Raw genomic sequence first — 24133 nt, forward strand, 5'->3', positions numbered from 1 at the left:
GGGTCAGGGCTGTGACCAGCGAGATCACCCTCTTCGTCAACCCCACCGCGGGACGCGGCCGGGGCGCCCGCGCGGCGCAGCCGGCCGCTTCGGCCTTGCGCGCGGCGGGATTCTCCGTCCGGACGATCCTCGGGGAGGACGCGGCAGACGCCCTCACGCGCGCGCGTGCCGCCGTCGAAGGCGGCACCGGCGCCCTCGTCGCGGTCGGCGGCGACGGCATGGTGAATCTGGCCCTGCAGGCCGTCGCCGGGACCCGCACCCCGCTCGGCGTGGTCGCCGTCGGCACCGGCAACGACTTCGCGCGCGCCCTGGACCTGCCCCTGCGCGACCCGGCGGCAGCGGGGCGCCTGATCGCCGAGGCCCTCAAGGGGGCGCGGCTGCGGGACGTCGACCTGGGGCGCGTGGACGGCACCTGGTTCGGCACCGTCCTCGCCTCCGGCTTCGACTCCCGGGTCAACGACCGCGGCAACCGCATGCGATGGCCCACTGGGCGCTTCAGGTACGACCTCGCCATGCTGGCCGAACTGGCCGCCTTCAAGCCCTTCCCGTACCGGATCACGCTCGACGACGGCGAGGTCCAGGAGATCGAGGCGACGCTCGTGGCCGTCGGCAACGGATCGTCGTACGGCGGAGGCATGAAGATCTGCGCGGGCGCGGACCTGGGCGACGGGCTGTTCGACATCACGGTCGTCGGGGACTGCAGCCGTACGACGCTGCTCACGGTGTTCCCGAAGGTCTACCAGGGCACCCACCTCGACCATCCCCAGGTCACCGTGCACCGGGCCGCGAAGGTCGAGCTCGTCGCCGAGGACATCACGGGGTACGCGGACGGTGAGCCGCTCGGGCCGCTGCCGCTGACCGCGGAGTGCATTCCCGGGGCGGTCCGCGTCGCCGCGCTCTGAGCTGCGTGAACAGCGGGTTTCACAGCCGCGGATCGGGATATTGATCGTCCTGTTGTCAGTGCATCCGGGTAGTCTCGAAAGCACGATGACAGAGGATCTCTCACCGGCCGAGCGGTACGCGGCAGCACGCAGGCGCGCTGTCGAGCAGGCCACCGCGCTCGCGTCCTTCCGCGAGATGTATGACTTCGGCCTCGACCCCTACCAGATCGAGGCCTGCGAGGCACTCGAATCGGGCAAGGGAGTGCTGGTGGCCGCCCCCACCGGCTCGGGCAAGACGGTCGTCGGTGAATTCGCCGTCCACCTCGCCCTCCAGCAGGGCAAGAAGTGCTTCTACACCACGCCGATCAAGGCGCTCTCGAACCAGAAGTACGCCGACCTGTGCCGCCGTTACGGCGCGGACAAGGTCGGTCTGCTGACCGGCGACAACAGCGTCAACTCCGAAGCCCCGATCGTGGTCATGACCACCGAGGTGCTGCGGAACATGCTGTACGCGGGCTCGCAGACCCTCCTCGGCCTCGGCTATGTGGTCATGGACGAGGTGCACTACCTCTCCGACCGCTTCCGCGGCGCCGTCTGGGAGGAAGTGATCATTCACCTCCCGGAGTCGGTGACCCTGGTGTCGCTCTCGGCGACCGTGTCGAACGCGGAGGAGTTCGGCGACTGGCTGGACACCGTGCGCGGCGACACCGAGGTGATCGTCTCCGAGCACCGGCCCGTCCCGCTGTTCCAGCATGTGCTGGCAGGGCGCCGGATGTACGACCTCTTCGAGGAGGGCGAGGGCCAGAAGAAGGCCGTCAACCCCGACCTGACGCGCATGGCGCGCATGGAGGCGACCCGGCCGTCGTACCAGGACCGCAAACGGGGCCGCGCCATGCGCGAGGCCGACCGCGAGCGTGAGCGCCGGCAGCGCTCGCGCGTGTGGACGCCCGGCCGTCCCGAGGTCATCGAGCGGCTCGACTCCGAAGGGCTGCTGCCCGCCATCACCTTTATCTTCAGCCGCGCGGCCTGCGAGGCCGCCGTCCAGCAGTGCCTGTACGCGGGCCTGAGGCTGAACGACGACGAGGCGCGGGCGAGGGTGCGCGAAATCGTCGAGGAGCGCACCGCCTCCATCCCCCGCGAAGACCTGCACGTCCTGGGCTACTACGAATGGCTGGAGGGCCTGGAGCGCGGCATCGCGGCCCACCACGCGGGCATGCTGCCGACGTTCAAGGAGGTCGTCGAGGAACTGTTCGTACGCGGCCTCGTCAAGGCCGTGTTCGCGACCGAGACCCTCGCGCTCGGCATCAACATGCCCGCACGCTCGGTGGTGTTGGAGAAGCTCGTCAAGTGGAACGGCGAGCAGCACGCCGACATCACACCCGGCGAGTACACCCAGCTGACCGGCCGCGCGGGACGCCGTGGCATCGATGTCGAGGGTCACGCCGTGGTGCTGTGGCAGCGCGCGATGAGCCCCGAGCACCTGGCGGGACTCGCGGGTACGCGCACGTATCCGCTGCGCTCCAGCTTCAAGCCGTCGTACAACATGGCCGTGAACCTGGTCGAGCAGTTCGGGCGGCACCGCTCGCGCGAGCTCCTGGAGACGTCGTTCGCGCAGTTCCAGGCCGACAAGTCGGTCGTCGGGATCTCCCGGCAGGTGCAGCGCAACGAGGAGGGCCTCGAAGGCTACAAGGAGTCCATGACCTGCCACTTGGGCGACTTCGACGCATACATGGGGCTGCGCCGCGAGCTCAAGGACCGCGAGACCGAGCTGGCCCGGCAGGGCCAGACGCAGCGGCGCGCGGAGGCGGCCGTCGCCCTGGAGAAGCTCAAGCCGGGTGACGTCATCCACGTCCCGACCGGAAAGTACGCGGGCCTGGCCCTGGTGCTCGACCCGGGCCTGCCCGCGGGGCGCTCCAACGGCCACCGCGGCTTCGAACAGCACGACGGGCCGCGCCCGCTGGTGCTCACCGCCGAGCGCCAGGTCAAGCGGCTGGCCTCGATGGACTTCCCGGTGCCGATCGAGGCGCTGGAGCGGATGCGGATCCCCAAGTCGTTCAACCCGCGCTCGCCGCAGTCCCGGCGGGACCTGGCGTCCGCGCTGCGCACCAAGGCCGGGCACATCGTCCCCGACCGGCACCGCAAGAAGCGGTCCGAGGCGGCCGACGACCGCGAGATCGCCCGGCTGCGCACGGCGATCCGGGCCCACCCCTGCCACGGGTGCAACGACCGTGAGGACCACGCCCGCTGGGCCGAGCGCTACCACCGGCTGGTGCGCGACACCAGACAGCTGGAGCACCGCATCGAGGGCAGGACGAACACCATCGCCCGCACCTTCGACCGGATCGTCGCCCTCCTCACCGAGTTGGACTATCTGCGCGGCGACGAGGTCACCGAACACGGCAAGCGGCTCGCCCGGCTGTACGGCGAACTCGACCTGCTCGCCAGCGAATGCCTGCGCGCCGGGGTCTGGGAGGGGCTCAACCCCGCCGAACTCGCCGCCTGCGTCTCGGCGCTGGTGTACGAGTCCCGGGTCGCCGACGATGCCACGGCACCGAAGGTGCCGTCCGGCAAGGCGAAGGCCGCGCTCGGCGAGATGGTGCGGATCTGGGGCCACCTCGACGCACTGGAGGAGGAGTTCCGGATCACCCAGACCGAGGGCGTCGGCCAGCGCGAACCGGACCTCGGCTTCGCCTGGGCCGCGTACGAGTGGGCCTCCGGCAAGGGTCTCGACGAGGTGCTGCGCGAGGCCGAGATGCCCGCCGGTGACTTCGTGCGCTGGTGCAAGCAAGTCATCGACGTTCTCGGCCAGATCGCGGCCGCCGCACCCGCCTCCGGCGGGGGCTCTACGGTCGCGAAGAACGCGCGCAGGGCGGTCGACGGGCTGTTGCGCGGGGTGGTGGCGTACTCCTCGGTGGGGTGAGACGGCGCGTTACGGGCCCCTGCCGGCCGGGGTGGCTGCGTGTCCCGGGTCCCCGCTGGCTGGGGTGGCTGCGTGTCCCGGGTCCCCGCTGGCTGGGGCGGCTGCGTGTCCCGGGTCCCCGCTGGCCGGAGTGGCTGCGTGTCCCGGCCCCTCGTCGGCAGGGGTGGCTGCGCGCTCAGTTGTTGAGATAGGCGCGCCAGCCTCCGTACGCCGTGATGTCCTCGGCGCCTTCGAGCGCGGACGGTTCGCACAGGAAGCCGGGGACGGACGTTCCGTCGGCGAGAAGCACGCTGCCCAGGGTCATCGGCCGGGGCAGCGTGCCGGCCAGCTGTCCGAGGCCTTCGGCGGGCAGTCGCCACACCTCGGCCTCGATGGCGGCACCGCCCTCGGCGCCGACGTGCACCAGACCCGGCTTGGGCGGGGTGGTGGACAGCGCGTGCAGCCGGTACTCGGGTGCGGTGGTCGTCGTACGGTCCAACTCCGCTCCCAGGGCGAGCAGTTGAGGGTTGAGCGGCTGGCCGGACAGGTGCGCGCCCACCACCGCGATCCGGAGCCGCGGCTGGAGCAGCCGGGCGATCCGGGCGAGGCGTTCGTCGGTGAACGCGGGGCCGATCAGCATCACGCCGAAGGGCAGCCCGTCCACCGTGTCGGCGGGGACCGCGACCGCGGCCTGGTCGAAGAGGTTCGTGGAGTTGGTGAAACGGCCCAGGCGGGCGTTGGCGCCCAGCGGGTCGGCGGCGACCTCGGCGAGCGTGGGGTGGCCCGGCGTGGTCGGCAGCAACAGCGCGTCCGCGTCGCCGAGTTGGGCCTCCGCCCGGGCGCGGAGCTCGGCCAGGCGTTCCTGGTCCGCGTACAGCTGGTGGGCCGGGATGTCCCGGGCGCCGGTGATGATCCCGGCGACGGTCGGGTCGAGCCCCTCGCCTCCCTCGGGGATCACCTTGTCGACAAAGCTCCCCACGGCGGTGTAGCGCTCGGCGACGAACGCGCCCCCGTAGAGCATCGCGGCGGCCTCGCTGAACGGCGTGAGGTCGAGCGTGCGCACCTCAGCCCCGGCTGCCACGAGCTGCTCCACGGCGGCCTCGTACGCCTCGGCCCAGCCCTCGTCCAGTTCGCCGAGCTGTGCCGTCGGCGGGACGGCGACGCGCCAGGGGCCGGGGGCGCGCTGGGGGAGGGCCGGGAGGTCCCGGCCGGACGGCGACGCCATGTACGCGAGGGCCTGCTCGGCCTCAGGGAGCGTACGGGCGAACACGGTCACGCAGTCCAGGGAGGCGCAGGCCGGGACGACGCCGGTCGTCGGTACCAGGCCGCGGGTCGGCTTCAGTCCGACGATGCCGTTGAACGCGGCGGGGACGCGGCCCGAGCCCGCGGTGTCCGTGCCGAGGGCGAGGTCGACGATGCCCAGGGCCACGGCCACGGCGGAGCCCGAGCTGGAGCCGCCGCTGACCCTGGCCGGGGCCAGGGCGCCCCGCACCGCGCCGTACGGGGAGCGGGTGCCGACCAGGCCGGTGGCGAACTGGTCCATGTTCGTGGTGCCCAGGACGATCGCGCCTGCCGCGCGGAGGCGGGCGACGACGGGGGCGTCGCCCTCCGGGGTGTACGCGTAGGCCGGGCAGCCGGCGGTGGTCTGCAGGCCCGCCACGTCGATGTTGCCCTTTGCGGCGAAGAGCTTGCCCGCGAGGGGGAGGCGCTCGCCTGCGGCGACGCGCTCGTCGATGGCTCGGGCCTGCTGCTCGACCTCCGCCTGGGGGCGCAGGTCGATCCAGATCTCGGGGCGGTCTGTGGCCTCGATGCGGGCGTACGCCATGCGGACTCGGGTGAGGGCGGGGGACGACATCGGTGCTCCTTGCCTGGGGTGGATTGTCGGCTGCGGTCCGGTGGCTGGTGTGTGCCCACCCTCCCCCACTCTCGGCTCCGCTCGAGCGGGGGGACCCCCATCGCCCTGCGGAACGTCTGCCCACAGACGAACGGGCGGTTTCAAGACACCGTCGCACTCGTTGGCGCCAGAACCAGCAGGGCTGTCCCCGCCTCCACCTGGTCTCCCGGCTTTGCCAGGATCTCGTGGACCACGCCGTTCATCGGGGCGGGCACTCTGGACTCCATCTTCATGGCCTCCAGGGCGAGGAGGGGCTGGCCGGAGACCACCTTGTCGCCGGGCCGCACGTTCAACTGCCATACCGAGGCGGCGAATTCGGCCTCTATCAGGCGGCCGCCCTCGGGGACCGTCACCACGGCCGGAGGAGCCGGCGGTGCGGCGGCCGCCTCCGCGCGGGTGAACTCGCCCGCCGCCTCCCACGCGTCCCGTTCCGCCGCGAAGGCGGCGCTCTGCCGGGAGCGGAACTCCGCGACGGAGTCGGCGTTCTCGGCGAGGAAGGCCTCGTAGGCGGCCAGTGAGAACTCGCCCTCCTCGATCCGGGGGACGAAGCGGCCGGAGGTGATGTCGGCCCGCAGCCGCAGCAGCTCCTCGGGCTCCACCGGGTACCACTTGATGCGGTCGAAGAAGCGCAGCAGCCACGGCGAGCCCGGCTCGAACGCGCCGCGCTGCTGCCAGCCCGACCACACCTGGGTCGTACGGCCGACGAACTGGTAGCCACCGGGGCCTTCCATACCGTAGACGCACAGGTACGCGCCGCCGATGCCGACGGAGTTCTCGGCGGTCCAGGTGCGGGCCGGGTTGTACTTGGTGGTGACCAGGCGGTGGCGCGGATCCAGCGGTGTCGCCACCGGGGCGCCCAGGTACACGTCTCCCAGGCCCAGGACGAGGTATTCGGCGTCGAAGACCGTGCGGTACACGTCTGCCACCGAGTCGAGGCCGTTCACACGGCGGATGAACTCGATGTTCCACGGGCACCAGGGCGCGTCGTCGCGGACGCCCGCCATGTAGCGGGCGATGGCCTCGCGGGTGGCCGGGTCGTCCCAGGAGAGCGGGAGGTGGACCGTGCGGGAGGGGACCACCAGCTGGTCGCTGGGCGGGAGCGTCCGCGTGATCTGCCGTACGGCGGCGAGGAGTTCGCGTTGGGGGAGGCGGTGCGGGTCGGTGTGGATCTGGAGCGAGCGGATGCCGGGTGTCAGATCCGTGACGCCGTCGAGGCCGGCCTCGGTCACCGCCTCCATCAGCGCGTGCACCCGCATCCGCAGGGCCAAGTCCAGCTGCATGGGCCCGAATTCGATCTGCAGGTTGTCGTCGCCGCTGCGCCGGAAGGTGACGTCGCCGTCCCGCGCCAGCACCCCGCCGTCCACGATCGCCGCGCGCACCGTGCCGTCCTCGGCGATGGGCGCGAAGCGCACCGTGTCACCGGGGCGGAACTGCCCGAGCTTCCAGCGCTCCGAACTGGCCACCGTCGCCGGGCAGACGAAGCCGCCGAGCGAGGGGCCGTCCGGGCCGAGCAGGACCGGCATGTCGCCCGTGTAGTCGACCGCCCCCACCGAGTACGGCGTGTCGTGGATGTTGGACGGGTGCAGGCCGGCCTCGCCGCCGTCGGTACGCGCCCAGCGGGGTTTCGGACCGACGAGCCGTACGCCCGTGCGTGCCGAGTTGAAGTGGACCTTCCAGCCGGCGGCGTAGAAGTCGTGGATGTCGTCCTCGGTGAAGAACTCCGGTGCCGCGTGCGGGCCTTCGAGGGCGCCGACGTGCCAGTGCGAGCCGAACACAGGGCGGTCGGCCAACGCGACCGGACTCCCGGAAGCGACCGCGCCACCGTGCAGCACATCCCCCGTGCGCAGCGCCCGCCCCCCGTGCCCGCCGAACCGGCCCAGGGTGAAGGTGGCCGCGCTGCCGAGGAACGCGGGTACGTCCAGGCCGCCGCCCGCGAACAGCACATACGTGCGCAGGCCGTGCTCGGTGGGTGCGCCGACCTCCAGTACGGCACCCGCGGGCACCGTCACCGGCTCCCACTGGGCGACCGCCGCACCGTCCACCGTGACCGGCGCGGGAGCACCCGTGACGCACACGGTCGTGGTGTGGGTGAACCGCAACGCCGGTCCCCGCAGCGTGCATTCGAGTCCTGGCGCGCCCTCATGGTTGCCGAGTGCCCGGTTGCCCAGACGGAACGACAGGTCGTCCATCGGGCCGCACGGCGGCACGCCCACCTGCCAGTAGCCGGTGCGGCCCGGCCAGTCCTGCACGGTGGTGAGCGTTCCGCCGGAGACGACCTCGATCCGCGCGGTCGGGTCGGTTACCTCGGCCAGTGTCGCCGTCGAGTGCGTTGCCGCCCGGAAGGACCGCTCGGCGAGCGCCGCCCGCACCAGCCCCAGGTTCGTCTCGATGCCGTCGACCCGGGTCCTCGCCAGCGCCTCGTCGAGCCGCTCCAGGGCGTGCGCCCGGTCCGGACCGTACGCGATGACCTTCGCGAGCATCGGGTCGTACGACGTGGTCACCTCGGTACCCGTCTCGACCCAGCCGTCCACGCGGACACCGCCGGGGAACTCGACCCGCGTCAACAGGCCCGCGCTCGGGCGGTGTTCGCGCGAGGGGTCCTCGGCGTATACGCGGGCCTCGACGGCGTGACCGCGGGGCGCCCCCGGATCCCGTACGACATCCGTCTCGCCGCGCGCGAGGCGCAGCATCCAGGCGACGAGGTCGACCCCGTAGATCGCCTCGGTGACCGGATGCTCCACCTGGAGGCGGGTGTTGACCTCCAGGAAGTACGCCTCCCCGCGGGCGGCGTCGTACACGAACTCGACGGTCCCGGCGGAGCGGTAGCCGACCGAGGCGCACAAGTCGCGGGCTGCCGTGGCGAGGTGGTCACGTACGTGAGAAGGGAGGCCGGGCGCGGGCGCCTCCTCCACGACCTTCTGGTTGCGGCGCTGGAGTGAGCAGTCGCGGTCGCCGAAGGTGATGACGCGGCCCTGCCCGTCGCCGAAGACCTGCACCTCGACATGGCGGGCGTTCTCGACCAGGCGCTCCAGGAAGACGCCCGCCGAGGAGAAGGAGGCCGCGGCGACGCGCTGCACCCGCTCCCAGGCCTCGGTCAGTTCGTCGGCGGAGCGACATGCCGACATACCGATACCGCCGCCACCGCCGGTGGCCTTGAGCATGACGGGGTAGCCGATACCGGCGGCCGCTTCGAGCGCCTCCTCGACGGAGGCCAGCAGACCCGTACCCGGCACCAGCGGCACCCCGGCCGCCCGCGCCGCCGCCCGCGCCGTGTGCTTCGCGCCGAACAGCTCCAACTGCTCCGGCGTCGGCCCCACGAACACGATCCCGGCATCCTCACAGCGCCGCGCGAACGCCGCGTCCTCGGAGAGGAACCCGTACCCGGGGTGGATCGCGCCCGCCCCCGTGTCCTTGGCCGCCTTCAGGACCAGATCGGCGTCGAGGTACGACTCCTTGGCGGGCGCGGGGCCCAGCCGTACCGCCTCGTCGGCGAGCCGGACGTGGGGTGCCGAGCGGTCGGCATCGGAGTACACGGCGACCGTGCGCAGGCCGAGGTCGCGGGCCGTGCGGATGATGCGGACGGCGATCTCGCCCCGGTTGGCGACGAGGAGGGTGTCGAAGCTCATGCGGCGTCCTCGTGCGCGGCGGTCCCGATGGTCATCTCCACGGCCGTCGGCTCGAAGCCGTTGCACGGGTTGTTGATCTGCGGGCAGTTGGAGACGAGGACCAGCACGTCGCGCTCCGCGCGGAGGGTCAGCGTCAGCCCCGGTGCCGACAGGCCGTCGACGATGCCGAGCGTGCCGTCCTTCTCGACCGGCACGTTCATGTACCAGTTGACGTTGGACACGAGGTCGCGCTTGCCGAGTCCGTGCTGGGCACCCTCGGCGAGGAAGTTGTCCACGCAGGCGTGCTGCGACCAGGTGTGATGGCCGTACCGGAGGGTGTTGGACTCCTTGGAGCACGCGCCGCCGACCGTGTCGTGACGGCCCACCTCGTCGGCGACCACGGTCATCAGCGGAGTGTGCTCGTTCGAGAGGAGCACACTGCCCGTCGTCAGGAAGATGCCGCCCTGCGCGTGGATGGTGTCGGGCGCGCTGTAGCGGACGGCGGTGTCGTGGGCGTCATACACGAGGAAGTCGACGGCCTGGTTGCCGTGCAGGTCGGTGATGGTGAGCGTCTCGCCGGCGCGGACGACGGACGACCAGGCGGCGCGTGCGGGAACGACGGTCGTGCCCGTGTTCGTGCCCGTGCTGGTGCCCGTGTTCGTGCTCATGCCCGTGTTCGTGCTCATGCGAGCCCCCTCGCGGCAAGGAATTCGGCGGTGTTGAGGAAGGCACGGCGGCATTCGGGCGCGGCGTCCCACAGCGGGTCGCCGGGCTTGGTCGGCTCCGCGCGCCAGGCGAGCACCTCCAGCGGGGTACTGATGTAGTCGTCCCGTGGATCGGCGGGGTGCGGCACGTTCGCGATCAGCACCGTGACGTCCTGCTCGGCGCGGAGCGTCACGCTGCCGCCCGGGCCGGCCGAGCCGGTGAAGTCGAGCGCGCCGTCCTCCCGTACCTCCACGCCCTGGAAGAACGAGAGTGAGGGCGGCAGATCACGCGGTGCGAGGCCGTTCTTGGCGGCGGCCAGTTTGAACAGCTCGCGTCCGGCGGGGGAGGCGGACTGCGGCGTCCCGTCCCCGTAACGCCGCGTGTTGCGTACGAGCGTGGAAGTGCCGCACAGCGCGTCGTGCCGTCCGGAGGTGTCGGCGACGACGGAGGCGAGGACGCGGCCCTGGTCGGACAGGAGCAGCCGGCCCTCGCCGAGGTACGCGTTCCACTGGACCTTGACCGTGTCGGCGACGTTCAGCCGTTCCCAGGGCCGGTCGGCCGCGTACAGCAGCAGATGCGCACAGGCGTCGCCGCGCAGGTCGGTCAGCCGCAGTTCCGTGCCGCGCGCCAGGACCCTGTGCGTGTAGTTGCCGCCCGCCACGGTCTCGGCCCACACCAGGTGGCCCGCCTCGCAGGGCGGCGTCGGCCAGTTTCCGGCCGGGACGACGGGCATGGCCTCGGTGCGCGTGCCGTCCTGGGTGCGAGCGTGGTCGCGGGCTCCGTATGTGGTCGCTGTCGCCATCGAGGACCTCCGGCTCCGGTGTCTTGATTTCTGTCGCGCGACAGAAATTAGGCGGGAGGCGGGTCGCCGGGATTGCCCGGCTGTTGCCGCCCGGTTACCGATCCCTCACGAAGATCGCCGCGGGAGGCGGTGTGCGAGGATCGACCGCATGGGGACGAGCGGTGGACGGCGGGTCGGCAGGCCGCGGGCCGCGCAGCGGCCGGACAGCGGTCTTCCGCCGCGCGACGAACTGCTCCGCGCCGCCGCCGAGTTGTTCACCACGCGCGGATACGCCGCCACGACCACCCGCGCCGTCGCCGAGCGGGCCGGCATGCGCCAGGCGTCCATGTACCACTACGTCTCGGGCAAGGAGGAGTTGCTCGCCGAGCTCCTGGAGTCCACGGTCACGCCCTCGCTGACGCTCGCCCGCGAGCTCCTCGCCGATGACGTGGCCGCGGCCGAGGGCCGGCTGTGGGAGCTGTGCCGTACGGACGTCGAGCTGCTCTGCGGCGGCCCGTACAACCTCGGCGGGCTCTATCTGCTGCCCGAGGTGCGCACCGAACGCTTCGCCGGCTTCCATGCCGTACGCGCCCAACTCAAGGACGCCTACCGGCAGTTGCTCGCCGCGACGGCGGCGGGAGGCGCGCTCGCCAAGAGCGAGCTGGACCTGCGGACGGATCTGCTGTTCGGGCTGATCGAGGGAGTCATCCTCGTGCACCGCTCGGATCCGGAGCGACCGGTGTCGGCGTTCGCCGAGGCGACGGCGGACGCGGCGCTGCGTATCGCCGGAGTCTGACGGTTCCCTTCGGGAGCTGGCGGTCACCCTGCGGGGGTGCGGTGTCGTATGCCCCCGGTCATATGCCCCCCGTTCGGGGTGCGGTTTTCGTATGCCTGTACGCCGTCACGCACCGTGTGCGAATGGAGTCTCAGCGTGCAAATGAGCCGAGGGTACTCCTGCCGCGCGGGCGATTTCAGGCGCTTGCTGAATATGACACAGCGTTGATCCGGTCGGACTAAGCTCGCCCGCAGCGCACCGAGTTGAGATGTATTCGTGCGCTTGTTCCCAAAAGTTCCGAAGATTCCGTTTGACCATGCCGTTTTCCCCAAGCACTTCCCCGACCCCCAGCCGATTTGTCTCAGAGGGCATACATGGTGAGTGTTCAATCGCCTCCCGGTGGCCGTGAACTTCCCTACGCGCGCGTGCTGTTGCCGCCGGCCATACTGATGGCCGCGGTGACCGGGGCCGCCGTCGCCTTGGTGGCGGACCCTGCCAGGGCCGCCGTCGGCTGGTGCGGCGGCATCGCGACGCTCCTGGTCATCGCGATCGGCGCCGAGGCCGTACGCCGCGGCCGCGTCGCCCAGCGCCTGCGCGCCGAACTCGCACGGCGCACCGCCCACTTGGAACAGCGCATCGCCGCCCACGACCAGGAGATCGTGCGCCTCCACAAGGAAGTCCTGCCGGACGCGCTCGACCGGATGCACAGCGGCGTTTCCCCCGCAGAGGTGATTCGCACCCTGGGCCGCGGTATCCCCGGTTACCCCGAAGTCTCCGAGTCGCAGCGCGACTTGCTGAAGACGGTGCTCAAGACGGTCGACCTCGAAGCTGCGATGCGTGACTCCTCGCAGCGCGCCTTCGTCCACATCGCCCGCCGCGTCCAGGCGCTCATCCACCAGCAGAACAAGGAACTGCGGGAGATGGAGGAGGACCACGGGCGCAACCCCGAGGTCTTCGACGACCTGCTGCGCATCGACCACGGCACCGCGCTGATCGGCCGCCTCGCCGACTCCATCGCGGTACTCGGCGGTGGCCGCCCGGGACGTCAATGGCCGGAGCCCGTCCCGCTGTTCAGTGTGCTGCGCGGCGCGATGTCCCGGATCCTCGAATACCGCCGCATCGAGCTGCACAACATCGCCGAGGTCGCCGTCAACGGCATCCACGTCGAACCGCTCATCCACGCCCTGGCCGAGCTCCTCGACAACGCCACCCGCTACTCGCCGCCGCACACCAAGGTGCACGTCACCGCCATCGAGGTGCAGACCGGCGTCGCCCTCGAGATCGAGGACGGCGGCGTCAGCCTCACCGACGAGTCCCGCGAGAAGACCGAGGACCTGCTCCGGAAGGCCGCGCTGGGCATCGACATGAACGCCCTCGGCGAGACCCCCCGGCTCGGCATGGCCGTCGTCGGCCGACTCGCGCGGATGTACAAGATGCAGGTCTCGCTGCGGCAGTCGGCGTACGGCGGTGTCCGCGTCGTCCTCGTCGCACCGCGCGAGATGCTCACCAAGGACCACCCCACCGGTCTGGCGCACGGCATCGGCATCGGCTACGGGGCGAAGCTGGACAACGACGGGGTTCCGGGCCCGGAGCGCAAGCCCAAGAAGCGCATGCCGACCACGGGACCCCGGATTCCCGGCGAAGACGACGGCCCCCGGGACAGCGAGATGCCGGTGGTCACCGAATGGACGGCCAACGGGCTGCCACAGCGCCGCAGCCGCAACAAGACCCCTTACCACGAGCGCTACGCCCAAGCCGCCCGCTTCGAGGCGGAGGCCGCCAGGGCCGAGGCGGCGGCTGCTGCCGCGGCGCCGTCCGCGTGGGCGCCCGCGCCCGTCCCGGAGGAGAAGGAGCCCGAACCGGGCCTGTGGGTCGAGGCGTTCATGAACGGACTCAAGGGTGACCCGGACCCGACCGCGTTCACCAAGGCCAAGGACAACGAGCCGGCCCCTGTCGAGGCCGACGACGAGGGGGACCGCAAGTGATCCAGCAGCGAGCCAACTTCGACTGGATGCTCAAGGAACTCGCGGACGGCGTACCGGGCATCCAGCAGATCGTGGTGCTCTCCGCCGACGGACTGCGCATCGCCCGGTACGGCGGTGAGCCGGACGCCGCCGACCGGGTCGCCGCGGCCTGCGCGGGCCTGCAGAGCCTGGCCGGAGCCGTCGCGAGCGAGATCCCCCGCAGCGACGGCCGGATGCGCATGGTCATCATCGAGATCAACGGCGGCTACTTCTATCTGATGTCGGCGGGCCCCAACGCCTATCTCGCGGTGCTCGCCGACCAGATCGCGGAGCCCGGGCTGATGAGCAACCGCATGCGCGACCTCGTCGTACGGATCGGCGCCCATCTGACCAGTCCGCCACGGCGCAACGGGCAGACCGTATGACCCCTCCGCAACGCCGGCGGCGATACCCCAAGGAAGAGCCCCCGGAGCCCCCCAAGGCGGGTTCCGCCCCGGAGGGCCAGGACGACCCGCGGGACCCGGGGCGACTGTATGTGCTCACGGGGGGAGCCGCGAGCGGCGACCGGGCCGCCCTCGACCTGGTCACGTTGATCGTGGCGCGCGCCGACGCGCCGCCGCCCGCGACCCAGCCCGAGCAGTCGGCGCTGCTCCGGCTCTGCAAGGCCCCTTTGTCCGTGGCCGAGATCTCGGCCTATCTCAATCTGCCGTTCAGCGTGGTGACCGTCCTGCTCACCGAGCTGCTGGCGGCCGAACTGGTACAGGCGCGCGCTCCGATCGTGCGGCAGGCGATCGCCGACCGTTCCCTCCTCGAAGCGGTGATGCATGGACTTCAAAAGCTCTGACACCATCACGGGCCCTCGCGCCGAGGACGAGCTGCCGCATACGACGCAGGCGGCAGTCAAGATCGTGATCGTGGGCGGCTTCGGGGTCGGCAAGACGACCATGGTGGGCTCCGTCAGCGAGATCAAGCCGCTGACGACCGAGGAGACCATGACGCAGGCCGGTATCGGAGTCGACGACAACTACGGCTCCGAGTCCAAGACGGCCACCACCGTCGCCATGGACTTCGGCCGCATCTCGATCACGGAACAGCTGGTGCTCTATCTGTTCGGCACGCCCGGGCAGGAGCGCTTCTGGTTCCTGTGGAACGGCCTCTTCGAAGGCGCGCTCGGCGCGGTCGTACTGATCGACACCCGTCGCCTGGAGGTCAGCTTCGACGTGATCGGCCGCCTGGAGGAGCGCGGGGTGCCGTTCGTCGTCGCCATCAACGACTTCCCGGACGCGCCCCGCTATCCGATCGAGGACCTGCGGGCCGCGCTCGACCTGGCCGACGACATTCCGATCGTGAAGTGCGACGCACGCCGCAGGGCCTCCAGCCGGGACGTCCTGATGACACTGATGCGCTTCCTGCACGCGCTGGCCATGCGCTCCCCGTCGCGCGCCTGACCCACACGTACCGCATACCTCCGCCGACACGACGTACCGCACACCTCCGCGGACACGCCACCTTCCCAGACACCGGATCCCTTTCAGTTTCGGAGCGATCACCGTGACGCCTGAATCCCACTCCACGACCGGTACGGACGACCCCACACTCGGCCCACCGCCCGGCTGCCCCGCCCACGGCCTCGGTCCCGGCGGGCTGCGCCGCCTGTACGGGCCCGAGGCGGAGGACCTGGGAGACCTGTACGAGAAACTCCGCGCCGAACACGGCAACGTCGCCCCCGTGCTGCTCCACGACGACGTGCCGATCTGGGTGGTGCTCGGCCACACCGAGAACCTGCACATGGTGAGCAACCCGGCGCAGTACGCGCGCGACAGCCGTCTGTGGAACGCCGTCCAGGACGGCACGGTGAAGCCCGACAACCCGCTGATGCCCCTGATCGCCTGGCAGCCCATCTGCTCCCACGCCGAGGGCGACGAGCACCTGCGGCTGCGCGGGGCGGTCACCGGCGCCATGAGCACCATCGATTTCCGCAGCCTGCGGCGTCACATCAACCGCGCGACACAGAACCTCGTCAACCAGTTCTGCGAGCGCGGCACGGCCGATCTGGTCAGCCAGTTCGCCGAGCACCTGCCGATGGCCGTGCTGTGCGAGATCCTCGGCATGCCCGAGGACTACAACGAGCGCCTCGTGCAGGCCGCCCGCGACCTGCTCAAGGGCACCGAGACCGCGATCGCCAGCAACGAGTACGTCATGAGTGTGCTGACGCGGCACACCATCCGCCGGCGGGCCAAGCCCGAGGAGGACTTCACCAGTCACCTCATCAACCACCCGGCCGGGCTCACCGACGACGAGGTGGCCCAGCATCTTCGCCTGGTCATGCTCGCCGCGTACGAGGCCACGGCCAACCTCATCGCCAACGTGATGCGGGTGGTGCTCACCGACCCGCGCTTCCGTGCCCAGCTGAACGGCGGGCAGATGACGGTGCCGCAGGCGGTGGAGCAGTCCCTGTGGGACGAGCCGCCGTTCAGCGCCGTCCTCGGCTACTTCGCCAAGCAGGAAACGGAGTTGGGCGGTCAGCGCATCCGCAAGGGAGACGGACTGCTCTTCGCGATCGCGCCGGGCAACGTCGACCCGCGGGTCCGGCCCGACCTCGCGGCCAACATGATGGGCAACCGGTCGCACCTCGCCTTCGGCGGCGGTCCCCACGAGTGCCCGGGCCAGGACATCGGCCGTGCCATCGCCGACGTCGGGGTCGACGCACTGCTGATGCGCCTGCCGGACACCGAACTTGACTGCGACGAGAGCGAGTTGCGCTGGCGGTCGTCGATGTCGTCGCGCCACCTGGTGGAGCTGCCCGTTCAGTTCGCGCCAAGGCCCCGGCAGGACGTCCTGGAGCGGACCGCGGTGCACGCGGTGCCGCGCCCGCGGCCGGACTGGCAGGTCACGACGGAGCCGTCGGAGCCGACCGCGCCCGCCGCGCCGCCGGTGTCCGTCCAGCCCGCGCAGGCACCGGAGCCCGCCCACCGTCTCAGCGCCTGGCAGCGCTTCCTGCGCTGGTGGCGCGGCGACTGAGGCCCGCCGTCGCACAAGGCCTGCTCGTCGCGTGACGCCTACGTGCCGTAGGACGCCCATGCGTCGTACGACGTCCAGGCCTGGAGCCCCCGCCCACTGACGAACCGGTGATCGTGCCCCGTGACCGGATCGGTGAACTCCAGTACCCGCGCCAGCAGTTGCAGCGGACGCCGGAAGTCACCGGCCGGTACGGGGCCGGTCACCACCGGGTAGAGGGGATCGCCGAGGATGGGTACGCCCAACGCGTTCATGTGCACCCGGAGTTGATGGGTCTGCCCGGTGCGCGGCAGAAGCCGGTAGAGCCCCACTCCGTCGCGGTGCTCGCGCAACTCGACCCGGCTGACCGCGTTCGGCTCGCCCGCCACCTCCTGGGCGGCCAGCACACCGCGCTCCTTCACGATCCGGCTCCGGACGGTACGCGGCAGGTCAAGACCGGCGTCGTACGCGGCCACGGCCTCGTACTCCTTGCCGACCAGCTTGTCGCGGAACAGCGACTGGTAGGCGCCGCGCTCCTCGGGCCGCACGGTGAACAGCACGAGCCCGGCGGTGAGCCGGTCGAGGCGGTGCGCGGCGCCGAGCGTCGGGAGGTCCAGCTCCCGCCGCAGCCGGGCGAGGACGGTCTCGGCGACATGGCTGCCGCGCGGGGTGGTGGCGAGGAAGTGCGGTTTGTCGGCCACGACGATGTGCTCGTCGCGGTACACGACGTCGAGCGCGAACGGCACCCGCTCCTCGTCCGGCAGTTCCCGGTGGAACCACACGAACATCCCCGGCACATACGCCGTCTCGGCGGTCAGCGGCCGCCCGTCCTCCCCGACGATCAGCCCCTCGCCGATCATCCCGTCGATCACCCCGGCCCCCGCCGCGAGCCGCTCCACCAGATGCTCCCGCACGGTTCCCCGGCGCCCGCCCTGCGGCAGCTTGATCCGCACGGGGTCCACCCCGTGGCGCTGGGGCAGCGGGGAGGGCGGGATGCGGGGCTTGCGTCTCATCACGATCAAGCGTACGAGGCGCCGGCCGCGCCGCGTGCAGGAGTCTCAGGCGTACGAGGCCGGAACCACCTCCTCGGCCACGCCGGCCCGCGCCCGGTACGCGCGGTACGCCGCTCCCGCGACCAGCGTCACGCCCAGGAACAGCACGGTGAACCACTGGAAGTACCAGTGGAGGCACCCCCGCCGTGACCTGCGGGAACGTGATTGGACCCTCTCTGACCTGCGGAGACGCATCCTGCGTCATCCCGCATTTTCCTTCGTCATCTGGGGCTCATGTGCCCTGTCTGTGCCCTCCAGGGCACGCGATCCGCCCAGCTCCTGCCGGTCTCTATCCCGGAGACACGGCGGCCCCGAACCGGTGATGACAGCACCGGCCGGGGCCTTGATCCGAACCCACCCAGATCAAGGGAGCTCAGACCCATGCAGGACCGTACCCCGGACGCCGTGCGCGACTTGCTCGCGGCCGTCCTCGAAGCGCTCGACATTCCGCACCCCGCCACGGTCGGCGACACCGAGGCGCACGACCGGCTGCTGAACGACCGCGCCATGCACGCGGCGATCGCACTGCGCAGCGTCCTCGACGACAACCCCCTGACGAGCGTCGAGTGGACGACCACCTACCTGCGTGAGCGGCTCGCCGAGCACCCGCCCACCGGCTACCGCGCGTGGGGTGAGGGCCGATGATCGAGCCGCGCACGGTGACCGTGAACGTCTTGGTTGCCAAGAGCCTGGAAGTCGACGAACCGGGCTGGTGCCTTGGGCACCGTGACGACCGTGCCCAGTCCAAGGCGGATATCGAGCACAACGGGTCCGAGACCTTCGCCACCTTCGACGGGCCGCACGGACCTATCGAGTACCTCCGCGCATGGATCACTCAAAGGCCCTACGCCAACCTCGCGCCCGAGCCGCTCCCGCTCGTCGCGGTCGAGATCAACGGCGAGATTGTGTCCCTCACACCGGACGACGTCCACGCCTTCACCTCCCTCACCCGTGCCCACCTCGCCTTCCTCGACGGGCTCGCCGACGAAGCTGACGCTATCCGCCAGGAGACCCGATGAGCAGCAAGCCGCGCGCCCTCTCGGTGCGCACGACGGACGAACTCCTTGAGGACCTGGCCGTCTTGCAGGGCAGCGGTATGACGGCGTCTGACGCGGTCCGGTTCGCGGTGCGGCTGTTGGCGCAGGCGCACCGGTACGCGGACCATCCGGCGCAGACTCACGGCGGCCAGCGGCCGGCGGTGCTGTCCATTCGGACCCGTGACCTGTTCCCGGTGGCGCCAGTGTCCGACGGGGCCGAGAAGGGCGTGTGACGCGGCAGGGCTCATCCGTCGGACACGGGTGGGCCCTGTCATACGTGCAGGTCAAGACAGGGGGACGATGGGTACGCGCGAGTCCATTGCACGAGCAGTGATCGATGGCACCGAGGCCGGGCGCCGAGGCGACCCTCCGACCGTTTGCCCCTACCGCGGCATACTGCGCACCGCATGGATCAAGGGTTACGCGCGCACCGCGCCACCCCTGCCCGACAACGGCGACGCGTAGCACGCGAGAGCGGCCGCGGCCGGGATTCCGGTCCGGCCGGGGCCTGTCCCGCCCGCCCCCGGGAGCTCACGGGGTATGGGGACGGGCGGGGGTTGGGCCCGGCTCCGGCACACCGTCGCGCCGGAACCGGGGGTCTACGAGCGGGCTGCCTTGTACGCGCGCCACAGCTGGTCTGCCGTCGTGCACTTCGCCTGTCCGTGTCCGCAGCCCTCGCATGCGGTGGCGTGTGTGATGTAGGCGCGGTACGCGGTCTGGATGCGGCTGTACGTGCCGCTGTCGGCGACCGCCTGCATGTGGCCGAACGCGCTCCCTGAGTCGCGCCATTCCCGCCTGACGGCGCTCATGACGTGCCGCCAGCCCGCGTCGGGTGGGGGTGGTTGCGGATCTCGACGTTGCAGTCCGTCGCGCGCGACGCATTCCCAGCGGCCAGAGCCTCGGCCCGCTGTCGAGCGAGGGCCTGGCAGACACCACAGCCCGGCGCCGGGTCGGGGGCGCTGAGGGGAAGTTCGAGCGTGATGGGCGGGTCCATGGTCGTCTTCATCCGCGTGCCTCCGCTGGCGTGGGCCTGCCCAGGCACCGGTGCGCGGCGCGTGCGTGGGCAGAGTGTCGTGGGCTGCCGCTGGTCACGACGCTAAGGACGTGGTGTGCGCCACATCCAGCGATGTTCACCAATGTTCACGGCAATCCACAGGGCATGCGGTTGGCGACTTCGAACCCTTGACCCTTCACCTCGGACGACTGAGGGTGGTGTACATCCGTGCACACCAAGAGCGTCGGAGGCGGCGATGACACTACGGTTCATCGGCATCGACCCCAACACGGGAACAGGCGAAAGCCCCACCGTGTGGGTCGACGACAGCAAGAACGAGTTGGTCATTCAGGGATGGAAGCCGAGCCCGGATCTCGAAGCGGAATGCGCCGCGTTCGAGGCGCCCGGACACGCGGCGGGTATCCCCGACCACGAGGCAGTAGTCCGGATCCCGGCCCGTATGGTGCCGGCCTTGAGGGAGGCGTGCGATGCCGCAGAACGTGCCGAGCTTCGCTGAGCTGCTGGACGGCGCGCTGCGCAGCGCCGTCCACCTGGAGATGCGCGACGCCTACGGTGTCGCAGGCGAGGCCGACGACTTCGCGCACTGGAAGAACACTGGCGAGCGGGACATGGATCCCGGCTCGCCATACTGGGCGTCGTGGGTGCAGTTGGTCCGCCGCACCGTGGCCCGCGGCGTGACCGTCCGCCGGGCCCGTATCGTCTCCGAGCCAGTCAGCGACTACATCCGCTTCGAGCACGCAGGAACCCCGGTCAACGTCGAGGCCGGCGAGCAGGTGCGATGGCTTGCCCGCCGCCGAGTATCCGACATCGCCCTGCCGGGTAACGACTTCTGGCTGATCGACGGCCGCTTGATCCGCTGGAACCACTTCACCGGCGACGGCGCGTCCGGAGGCGGGGAGATCAGCGAGGATCCGGCCGCGGCCAAGCTGTGCGCCGACGCCTTCGAGGCAGTGTGGGCGCGCGCGACCCCACACCAGGACTACAAGATCAGCTAGTGCGGAAGGCGTACAGGCCAGCTCATGCCCATCTCCCCGTCATCCTCGGCCCAAGCTGCGCGCGAACGCGTCGCGCAGCGTCTGCGTGAACTCCGTGCAGACGCGGGCATTACCGGGACTGAGCTGGCCTCTCGCTGCGGCTGGACCCATCCGAAAACCTCGCGCATCGAGAACGCGCGCACACCCCCCACGCCCGAGGACATCCGTCTCTGGTGCCGCGCCTGCGGCGCCGCCGACCAGGCCCCCGACATTCTCGCCCAGTCCCGTGATGCCGAGTCGCAGTACGTCGAGTGGAGACGCAAGGTCCGAGCCGGGCTGAAGCGTCTGCAGGGCAGCTACGTGCAGCTGTACCGGTCCACTGACCTTTTCCGGATCTACTCGCCCACGCTGGTCCCCGGCCTGCTGCAGACCGAGGGGTACGCGCGGGCCCTGCTGTCCGCGAACGCCCGCCTGCTTGACCTCCCCGACGACGCCGAGGAAGCGGCGGCCGCACGCCTCGAACGCTCGCAGATCATCCATGAGCCGGGGCGCCGGTTCGTCATGCTGATCGAAGAGGGCGTTCTCCGGTACCAGTTGGGTGACGGCGACGCGATGGCCGCACAGCTTGGCTACCTGCTGACCGCGGGTGCGCTTCCCTCGGTGTCGCTCGGCATCATCCCGAGCGCCACACCGCAACGCGTCCTGTGGCCGCAGGAGTTGTTCCACATGTACGACGACACCCTCGTGTCGGTGGAGCTCCTGTCTGCCCGCGTCCGTGTCACGCAGCCCAGTGAGATTGCCCTCTACCTGAAGGCCTTCGAGGAGCTGCGCGGCATGGCCGTGTACGGCGCCGGTGCCCGCGCCCTGATCGTGAAGGCCATCGACGCGCTGCGTTGAGACCGGACGTACGACGGCGCCCGGCTCCTCGCGGTGAGGTGCCGGGCGCCTGGTCAGCCACGTATGGGCTCTGCGCCGTCCGCGGGTAGCTCTTCCACACCCAACGGGCGGACCTCCGTGCACGCGGCCAACATCACATTGCCCTGCTCGTCGGCGCCCTCAGTCCATGTCCACGCTTCCGGCCCACCGCGGACGACCGCGTACCCGAGCGCGGCGAGAGCGTCGTATCGCTGCATGAGGGACGGCGGCCCCACCTGGCCCGGCCAGGTCACGGACAGCGGCGACAGGCCGGACAGGTCGGGGCGGGCAAGGTGCAGCGCCCATTCCCCGCCGTTGTCGGGGCTCCACCCGAATCCTGCGTATCCCGTCTGCTCGTCAACCATGGCTCAGCTCCCCAATATGAACTGGACGTTGCCGCCGCGGCCGCCGATGGCCCTGCGGAGCTCGGCAACGAGCAGATCCCCGTACGCCGTACCGTCCGAGCCGATCTTGACGACCTGCGGTGCGCTGCCGCCGGACACCGCGCCGCCGGTCCGCGCGGCCACATGCGCCGCCGTCGCCTGCCCGCCGGTCGGCACTGAGACGAGATTCCGCATGGTTGTATCCACCGCGCCGGAACCACTCTCGATGCCCTCGACGATGCCCGCAGGAATCCAACGGCCGATCTGATCGCGCATCACCCGCGACGGCGACGCGATGCCCAACGCCTTCGCAATCGGCCCGGGAATGATGCTCCGCGCCCATCCAATGAGCGTGTCCCGCAACCAAGGGCCCATGCCTTTGATGCCGTTCCACAGGCCGCGTACAACGTCCTGGCCCTTGCCGGTCAGCAGCCCTGACAAGGATCCGATACCGCGGGATATCTGCCCCGGGATGCCCCGAACCCATGTGATGAACGACGCGACTTTCTGTACCGACGCGTCACGGAAGGACTGAAAGCCGCGTGTTGCGGCGCTACGCAGCGTGCTGCCCATACTGCCGATCGCCACGCCGATGGCCATAGGTAGGCCCGTCATCCACGTGACGAGTTCCTGGCTCTTACGTATCGCCCAGTCCTTCATGTCCTGGAACCAACCGGCCACCAGGTCCGGTATCGCAGCGAGATAGCCAACCGCGACAAGGATCCCGTCCTTGGCCTCGGTCAACTTGCCCACGACCCAGTCCCACGCCAGCAGCGTGGCCGCCTTGATCTCATCCCAATAGGTGACGACGAGGATCACCAGACCGGCTACTGCCATGGCTATGCCGCCGATGATCCAAAACATTGGGTTGGCCAACATCGCCGAATTCATCGCCCAGACGCCGAGAGAGGCGATAAAGAACGCTGCGCCCAGCGCCGTGACGCCGAGTGCGGCGGCCTGGAAAGCGCCAGAATGGTCCTGCACGAAGCCAAAGAATTCCGTCAGCTTCGGGATCACGTGGGTGCCGAGGAAGTCGACAACGCCCTGTTGCAGGCTTCGTTTGAACTGCTCGACCTTCGTGGCGGCGTTGTCCCGTAGACTGTCGCCGGCCCTGTCCGCGGCTCCGCTGAAATCGCCGAGTCGCGTGGTGGCTTGCGACGGATCCACCGCGAGTAGTGCGTCCTGCATGGTGAGGGCTTCCTCACCAAACAGAGACACCATGGCCGCACTGCGCTTCGCCGGGTCCTTCGTCTGCCGAAGCTTGTCCATCAGCTGATCCAGCGCTTCGCCGGCCTTCGGACCGCCCTCGGCGAACGCTTTCGCCATGGCCTCACCGTTCAGGCCCAGGGCATCGAACGTCTCCGCGCCGTCGGCCGCGTTCGCGGCCATCTCCTCCAGCGCACCCGTGAACACCTCGGCTGAGGGAGCGCCCGCGTCGAGGCCTTGCAGGACCGTGCCGAGCGCCTGTTCACCCGTCAGGCCGAAGTGAGCGAGGTTGTTCGCGGACTGGGTGATCGTCTCGGCCAGATCCCCGAACTTGTTGGCGCCGCGGTCGTTGGCTTGGGCCAGCATGTCCAGCGCTTCGGTGGCGTTCTTCGCCAGACCGTTGCGGACCATGAGTCCGGCCGTGTTGGCGGCCTCGCCCACGTCGATACCGAGGGCTTCCGCCACGTCGTGGGCGTGTGTCGAGATCGACTTGAGCTGTGCGTTCGTCGCGCCGGTCGGGGCAATACCGGCGTTCATGGTTGCCTTGATAGCGTCCGCGGCGCCCTGGAAGTCCTCCGTTATGGCGTCCGCGTAGAGCTCGCCTGCGATGTGCCCATACCGCTCCGCCTCGGGCCCGGTGGCGCCGAGCTGCGCGCCGAGTTTCGCGCTGATCTTCTCCTGGTTCAGGGCCTCGGATATGCCGCCAATGAGGGCGGCTCCGAGGGCGCCCCCGACTGCTCCGAGGGCGAGGCCGTTGAGCTTGCCGGTGATGCTCTCACCGGCGGCGTCTGCGCCCTCGGTGGCGCCTTCTTCGAGGCCCTCGCCGAGGGCATCGCCAGCCTCCTGCCCGCCCTCGCGGGCCCGCTGCGTGATGCGGGACAGGGCGGACCGCAAGCGGGACTGGAAGGTGTCGAGGCCGCGTTCGGCCTCGCTGTCGTCGAGAGTGATGGTGGCGGCGAGTTCGCCGACGGTCAGCGCCATGCGCGCTGGCCTCCTTAAGGGGTAGGCCGCGCGGCGGCGCGGTGTGAAGTTATCGGCCCTTTGGGGCCT

24 protein-coding genes are annotated in these 24133 nt (G+C 70.6%); 15 read left to right on the plus strand and 9 right to left on the minus strand.

Annotated elements, in window-relative coordinates; genetic code table 11:
• The first annotated feature begins 11 nt into the window (after positions 1-11).
• Positions 12-902 (plus strand): diacylglycerol kinase, encoded by an 891-nt coding sequence (locus tag C4B68_RS32535; RefSeq protein ID WP_099500083.1) that lies wholly within the window; start codon positions 12-14, stop codon positions 900-902.
• Between the two features lie 40 nt (positions 903-942).
• Positions 943-3801 carry a DEAD/DEAH box helicase gene (locus C4B68_RS32540; protein WP_099500084.1) on the plus strand — a complete coding sequence of 953 codons (2859 nt, stop codon included), beginning with the start codon at positions 943-945 and terminating at the stop codon, positions 3799-3801.
• A gap of 175 nt (positions 3802-3976) precedes the next feature.
• Here the strand turns inward: C4B68_RS32540 and atzF are convergent, their stop codons facing one another.
• The 4 genes from atzF to C4B68_RS32560 all read right to left on the minus strand — a co-directional run bounded on the left by atzF (position 3977) and on the right by C4B68_RS32560 (position 10786).
• Positions 3977-5635: an allophanate hydrolase gene (gene atzF / locus C4B68_RS32545; RefSeq protein WP_099500085.1), complete on the minus strand. Its 1659-nt coding sequence runs from the start codon at positions 5633-5635 to the stop codon at positions 3977-3979.
• Between the two features lie 140 nt (positions 5636-5775).
• Positions 5776-9300 carry a 5-oxoprolinase/urea amidolyase family protein gene (locus C4B68_RS32550; protein ID WP_099500086.1) on the minus strand — a complete coding sequence of 1175 codons (3525 nt, stop codon included), beginning with the start codon at positions 9298-9300 and terminating at the stop codon, positions 5776-5778.
• Positions 9297-9947 (minus strand): urea amidolyase associated protein UAAP2, encoded by a 651-nt coding sequence (locus C4B68_RS32555; RefSeq protein WP_099500461.1) that lies wholly within the window; start codon positions 9945-9947, stop codon positions 9297-9299. The genes C4B68_RS32550 and C4B68_RS32555 overlap by 4 nt, the downstream gene beginning before the upstream one ends.
• A gap of 14 nt (positions 9948-9961) precedes the next feature.
• A complete protein-coding gene (locus C4B68_RS32560) occupies positions 9962-10786 on the minus strand; it encodes an urea amidolyase associated protein UAAP1 (RefSeq protein WP_099500087.1) in 825 nt (274 codons plus the stop codon).
• Positions 10787-10934: 148 nt separating this feature from the next.
• Here C4B68_RS32560 and C4B68_RS32565 point away from each other — a divergent pair, with 148 nt between their 5' ends.
• The 6 genes from C4B68_RS32565 (at position 10935) to C4B68_RS32590 (ending at position 16525) form a co-directional block, all read left to right on the plus strand.
• Positions 10935-11561 carry a TetR/AcrR family transcriptional regulator gene (locus C4B68_RS32565; RefSeq protein WP_099500088.1) on the plus strand — a complete coding sequence of 209 codons (627 nt, stop codon included), beginning with the start codon at positions 10935-10937 and terminating at the stop codon, positions 11559-11561.
• Between the two features lie 353 nt (positions 11562-11914).
• Positions 11915-13525 carry an ATP-binding protein gene (locus tag C4B68_RS32570; RefSeq protein ID WP_099500089.1) on the plus strand — a complete coding sequence of 537 codons (1611 nt, stop codon included), beginning with the start codon at positions 11915-11917 and terminating at the stop codon, positions 13523-13525.
• Positions 13522-13929, plus strand: coding sequence for a roadblock/LC7 domain-containing protein (locus tag C4B68_RS32575; RefSeq protein ID WP_099500090.1), 408 nt, complete (start codon positions 13522-13524; stop codon positions 13927-13929). The genes C4B68_RS32570 and C4B68_RS32575 overlap by 4 nt, the downstream gene beginning before the upstream one ends.
• Positions 13926-14348: a DUF742 domain-containing protein gene (locus C4B68_RS32580; RefSeq protein ID WP_099500091.1), complete on the plus strand. Its 423-nt coding sequence runs from the start codon at positions 13926-13928 to the stop codon at positions 14346-14348. Before C4B68_RS32575 ends, C4B68_RS32580 begins: the two co-directional genes overlap by 4 nt.
• Positions 14329-14952, plus strand: a complete 624-nt coding sequence (locus tag C4B68_RS32585; protein WP_099500092.1) for a GTP-binding protein — start codon at positions 14329-14331, stop codon at positions 14950-14952. The genes C4B68_RS32580 and C4B68_RS32585 overlap by 20 nt, the downstream gene beginning before the upstream one ends.
• A 103-nt stretch (positions 14953-15055) precedes the next feature.
• Positions 15056-16525, plus strand: a complete 1470-nt coding sequence (locus C4B68_RS32590) for a cytochrome P450 (protein ID WP_099500093.1) — start codon at positions 15056-15058, stop codon at positions 16523-16525.
• A 38-nt stretch (positions 16526-16563) separates the two neighbouring features.
• Here C4B68_RS32590 and C4B68_RS32595 read toward each other — a convergent pair whose 3' ends face one another.
• Entirely contained in the window at positions 16564-17514 is a 951-nt protein-coding gene (locus tag C4B68_RS32595; protein ID WP_099500094.1) for an RluA family pseudouridine synthase, read from the minus strand.
• 420 nt (positions 17515-17934) lie between these two features.
• Here C4B68_RS32595 and C4B68_RS32605 point away from each other — a divergent pair, with 420 nt between their 5' ends.
• The 4 genes from C4B68_RS32605 to C4B68_RS44475 all read left to right on the plus strand — a co-directional run bounded on the left by C4B68_RS32605 (position 17935) and on the right by C4B68_RS44475 (position 19055).
• Positions 17935-18198 (plus strand): hypothetical protein, encoded by a 264-nt coding sequence (locus C4B68_RS32605; RefSeq protein ID WP_099500096.1) that lies wholly within the window; start codon positions 17935-17937, stop codon positions 18196-18198.
• A complete protein-coding gene (locus C4B68_RS32610) occupies positions 18195-18572 on the plus strand; it encodes a DUF6907 domain-containing protein (RefSeq protein WP_099500097.1) in 378 nt (125 codons plus the stop codon). The genes C4B68_RS32605 and C4B68_RS32610 overlap by 4 nt, the downstream gene beginning before the upstream one ends.
• Entirely contained in the window at positions 18569-18823 is a 255-nt protein-coding gene (locus C4B68_RS32615) for a hypothetical protein (RefSeq protein ID WP_099500098.1), read from the plus strand. Before C4B68_RS32610 ends, C4B68_RS32615 begins: the two co-directional genes overlap by 4 nt.
• 67 nt (positions 18824-18890) lie before the next feature.
• Positions 18891-19055 carry an Rmf/CrpP fold protein gene (locus tag C4B68_RS44475; RefSeq protein WP_306511108.1) on the plus strand — a complete coding sequence of 55 codons (165 nt, stop codon included), beginning with the start codon at positions 18891-18893 and terminating at the stop codon, positions 19053-19055.
• Between the two features lie 134 nt (positions 19056-19189).
• Here C4B68_RS44475 and C4B68_RS41475 read toward each other — a convergent pair whose 3' ends face one another.
• Positions 19190-19399 carry a hypothetical protein gene (locus C4B68_RS41475; protein WP_143674282.1) on the minus strand — a complete coding sequence of 70 codons (210 nt, stop codon included), beginning with the start codon at positions 19397-19399 and terminating at the stop codon, positions 19190-19192.
• A complete protein-coding gene (locus C4B68_RS32620; RefSeq protein ID WP_099500099.1) occupies positions 19396-19596 on the minus strand; it encodes a hypothetical protein in 201 nt (66 codons plus the stop codon). Before C4B68_RS32620 ends, C4B68_RS41475 begins: the two co-directional genes overlap by 4 nt.
• A gap of 244 nt (positions 19597-19840) precedes the next feature.
• On the opposite strand from C4B68_RS32620, the gene C4B68_RS32625 reads away from it, so the two are divergent.
• The 3 genes from C4B68_RS32625 to C4B68_RS32635 are packed head-to-tail and all read left to right on the plus strand — an operon-like array spanning position 19841 to position 21476.
• Positions 19841-20101 (plus strand): hypothetical protein, encoded by a 261-nt coding sequence (locus C4B68_RS32625; RefSeq protein ID WP_099500100.1) that lies wholly within the window; start codon positions 19841-19843, stop codon positions 20099-20101.
• The gene (locus C4B68_RS32630; protein ID WP_099500101.1) at positions 20073-20600 is read left to right on the plus strand and encodes a DUF6879 family protein; all 528 of its coding nucleotides are present in this window, start codon (positions 20073-20075) and stop codon (positions 20598-20600) included. The genes C4B68_RS32625 and C4B68_RS32630 overlap by 29 nt, the downstream gene beginning before the upstream one ends.
• Before the next feature lie 24 nt (positions 20601-20624).
• Positions 20625-21476, plus strand: a complete 852-nt coding sequence (locus tag C4B68_RS32635) for a helix-turn-helix domain-containing protein (protein WP_099500102.1) — start codon at positions 20625-20627, stop codon at positions 21474-21476.
• A 53-nt stretch (positions 21477-21529) separates the two neighbouring features.
• Here C4B68_RS32635 and C4B68_RS32640 read toward each other — a convergent pair whose 3' ends face one another.
• Together C4B68_RS32640 and C4B68_RS32645 are read right to left on the minus strand one after the other, a co-directional pair.
• Positions 21530-21859, minus strand: a complete 330-nt coding sequence (locus C4B68_RS32640) for a DUF6303 family protein (RefSeq protein ID WP_099500103.1) — start codon at positions 21857-21859, stop codon at positions 21530-21532.
• A gap of 3 nt (positions 21860-21862) precedes the next feature.
• Positions 21863-24064, minus strand: a complete 2202-nt coding sequence (locus C4B68_RS32645) for a phage tail tape measure protein (RefSeq protein ID WP_099500104.1) — start codon at positions 24062-24064, stop codon at positions 21863-21865.
• Positions 24065-24133 lie beyond the last annotated feature (69 nt).

This window comes from Streptomyces dengpaensis (assembly GCF_002946835.1).
In the GTDB taxonomy this organism is placed as follows: Bacteria; Actinomycetota; Actinomycetes; order Streptomycetales; family Streptomycetaceae; genus Streptomyces; species Streptomyces dengpaensis.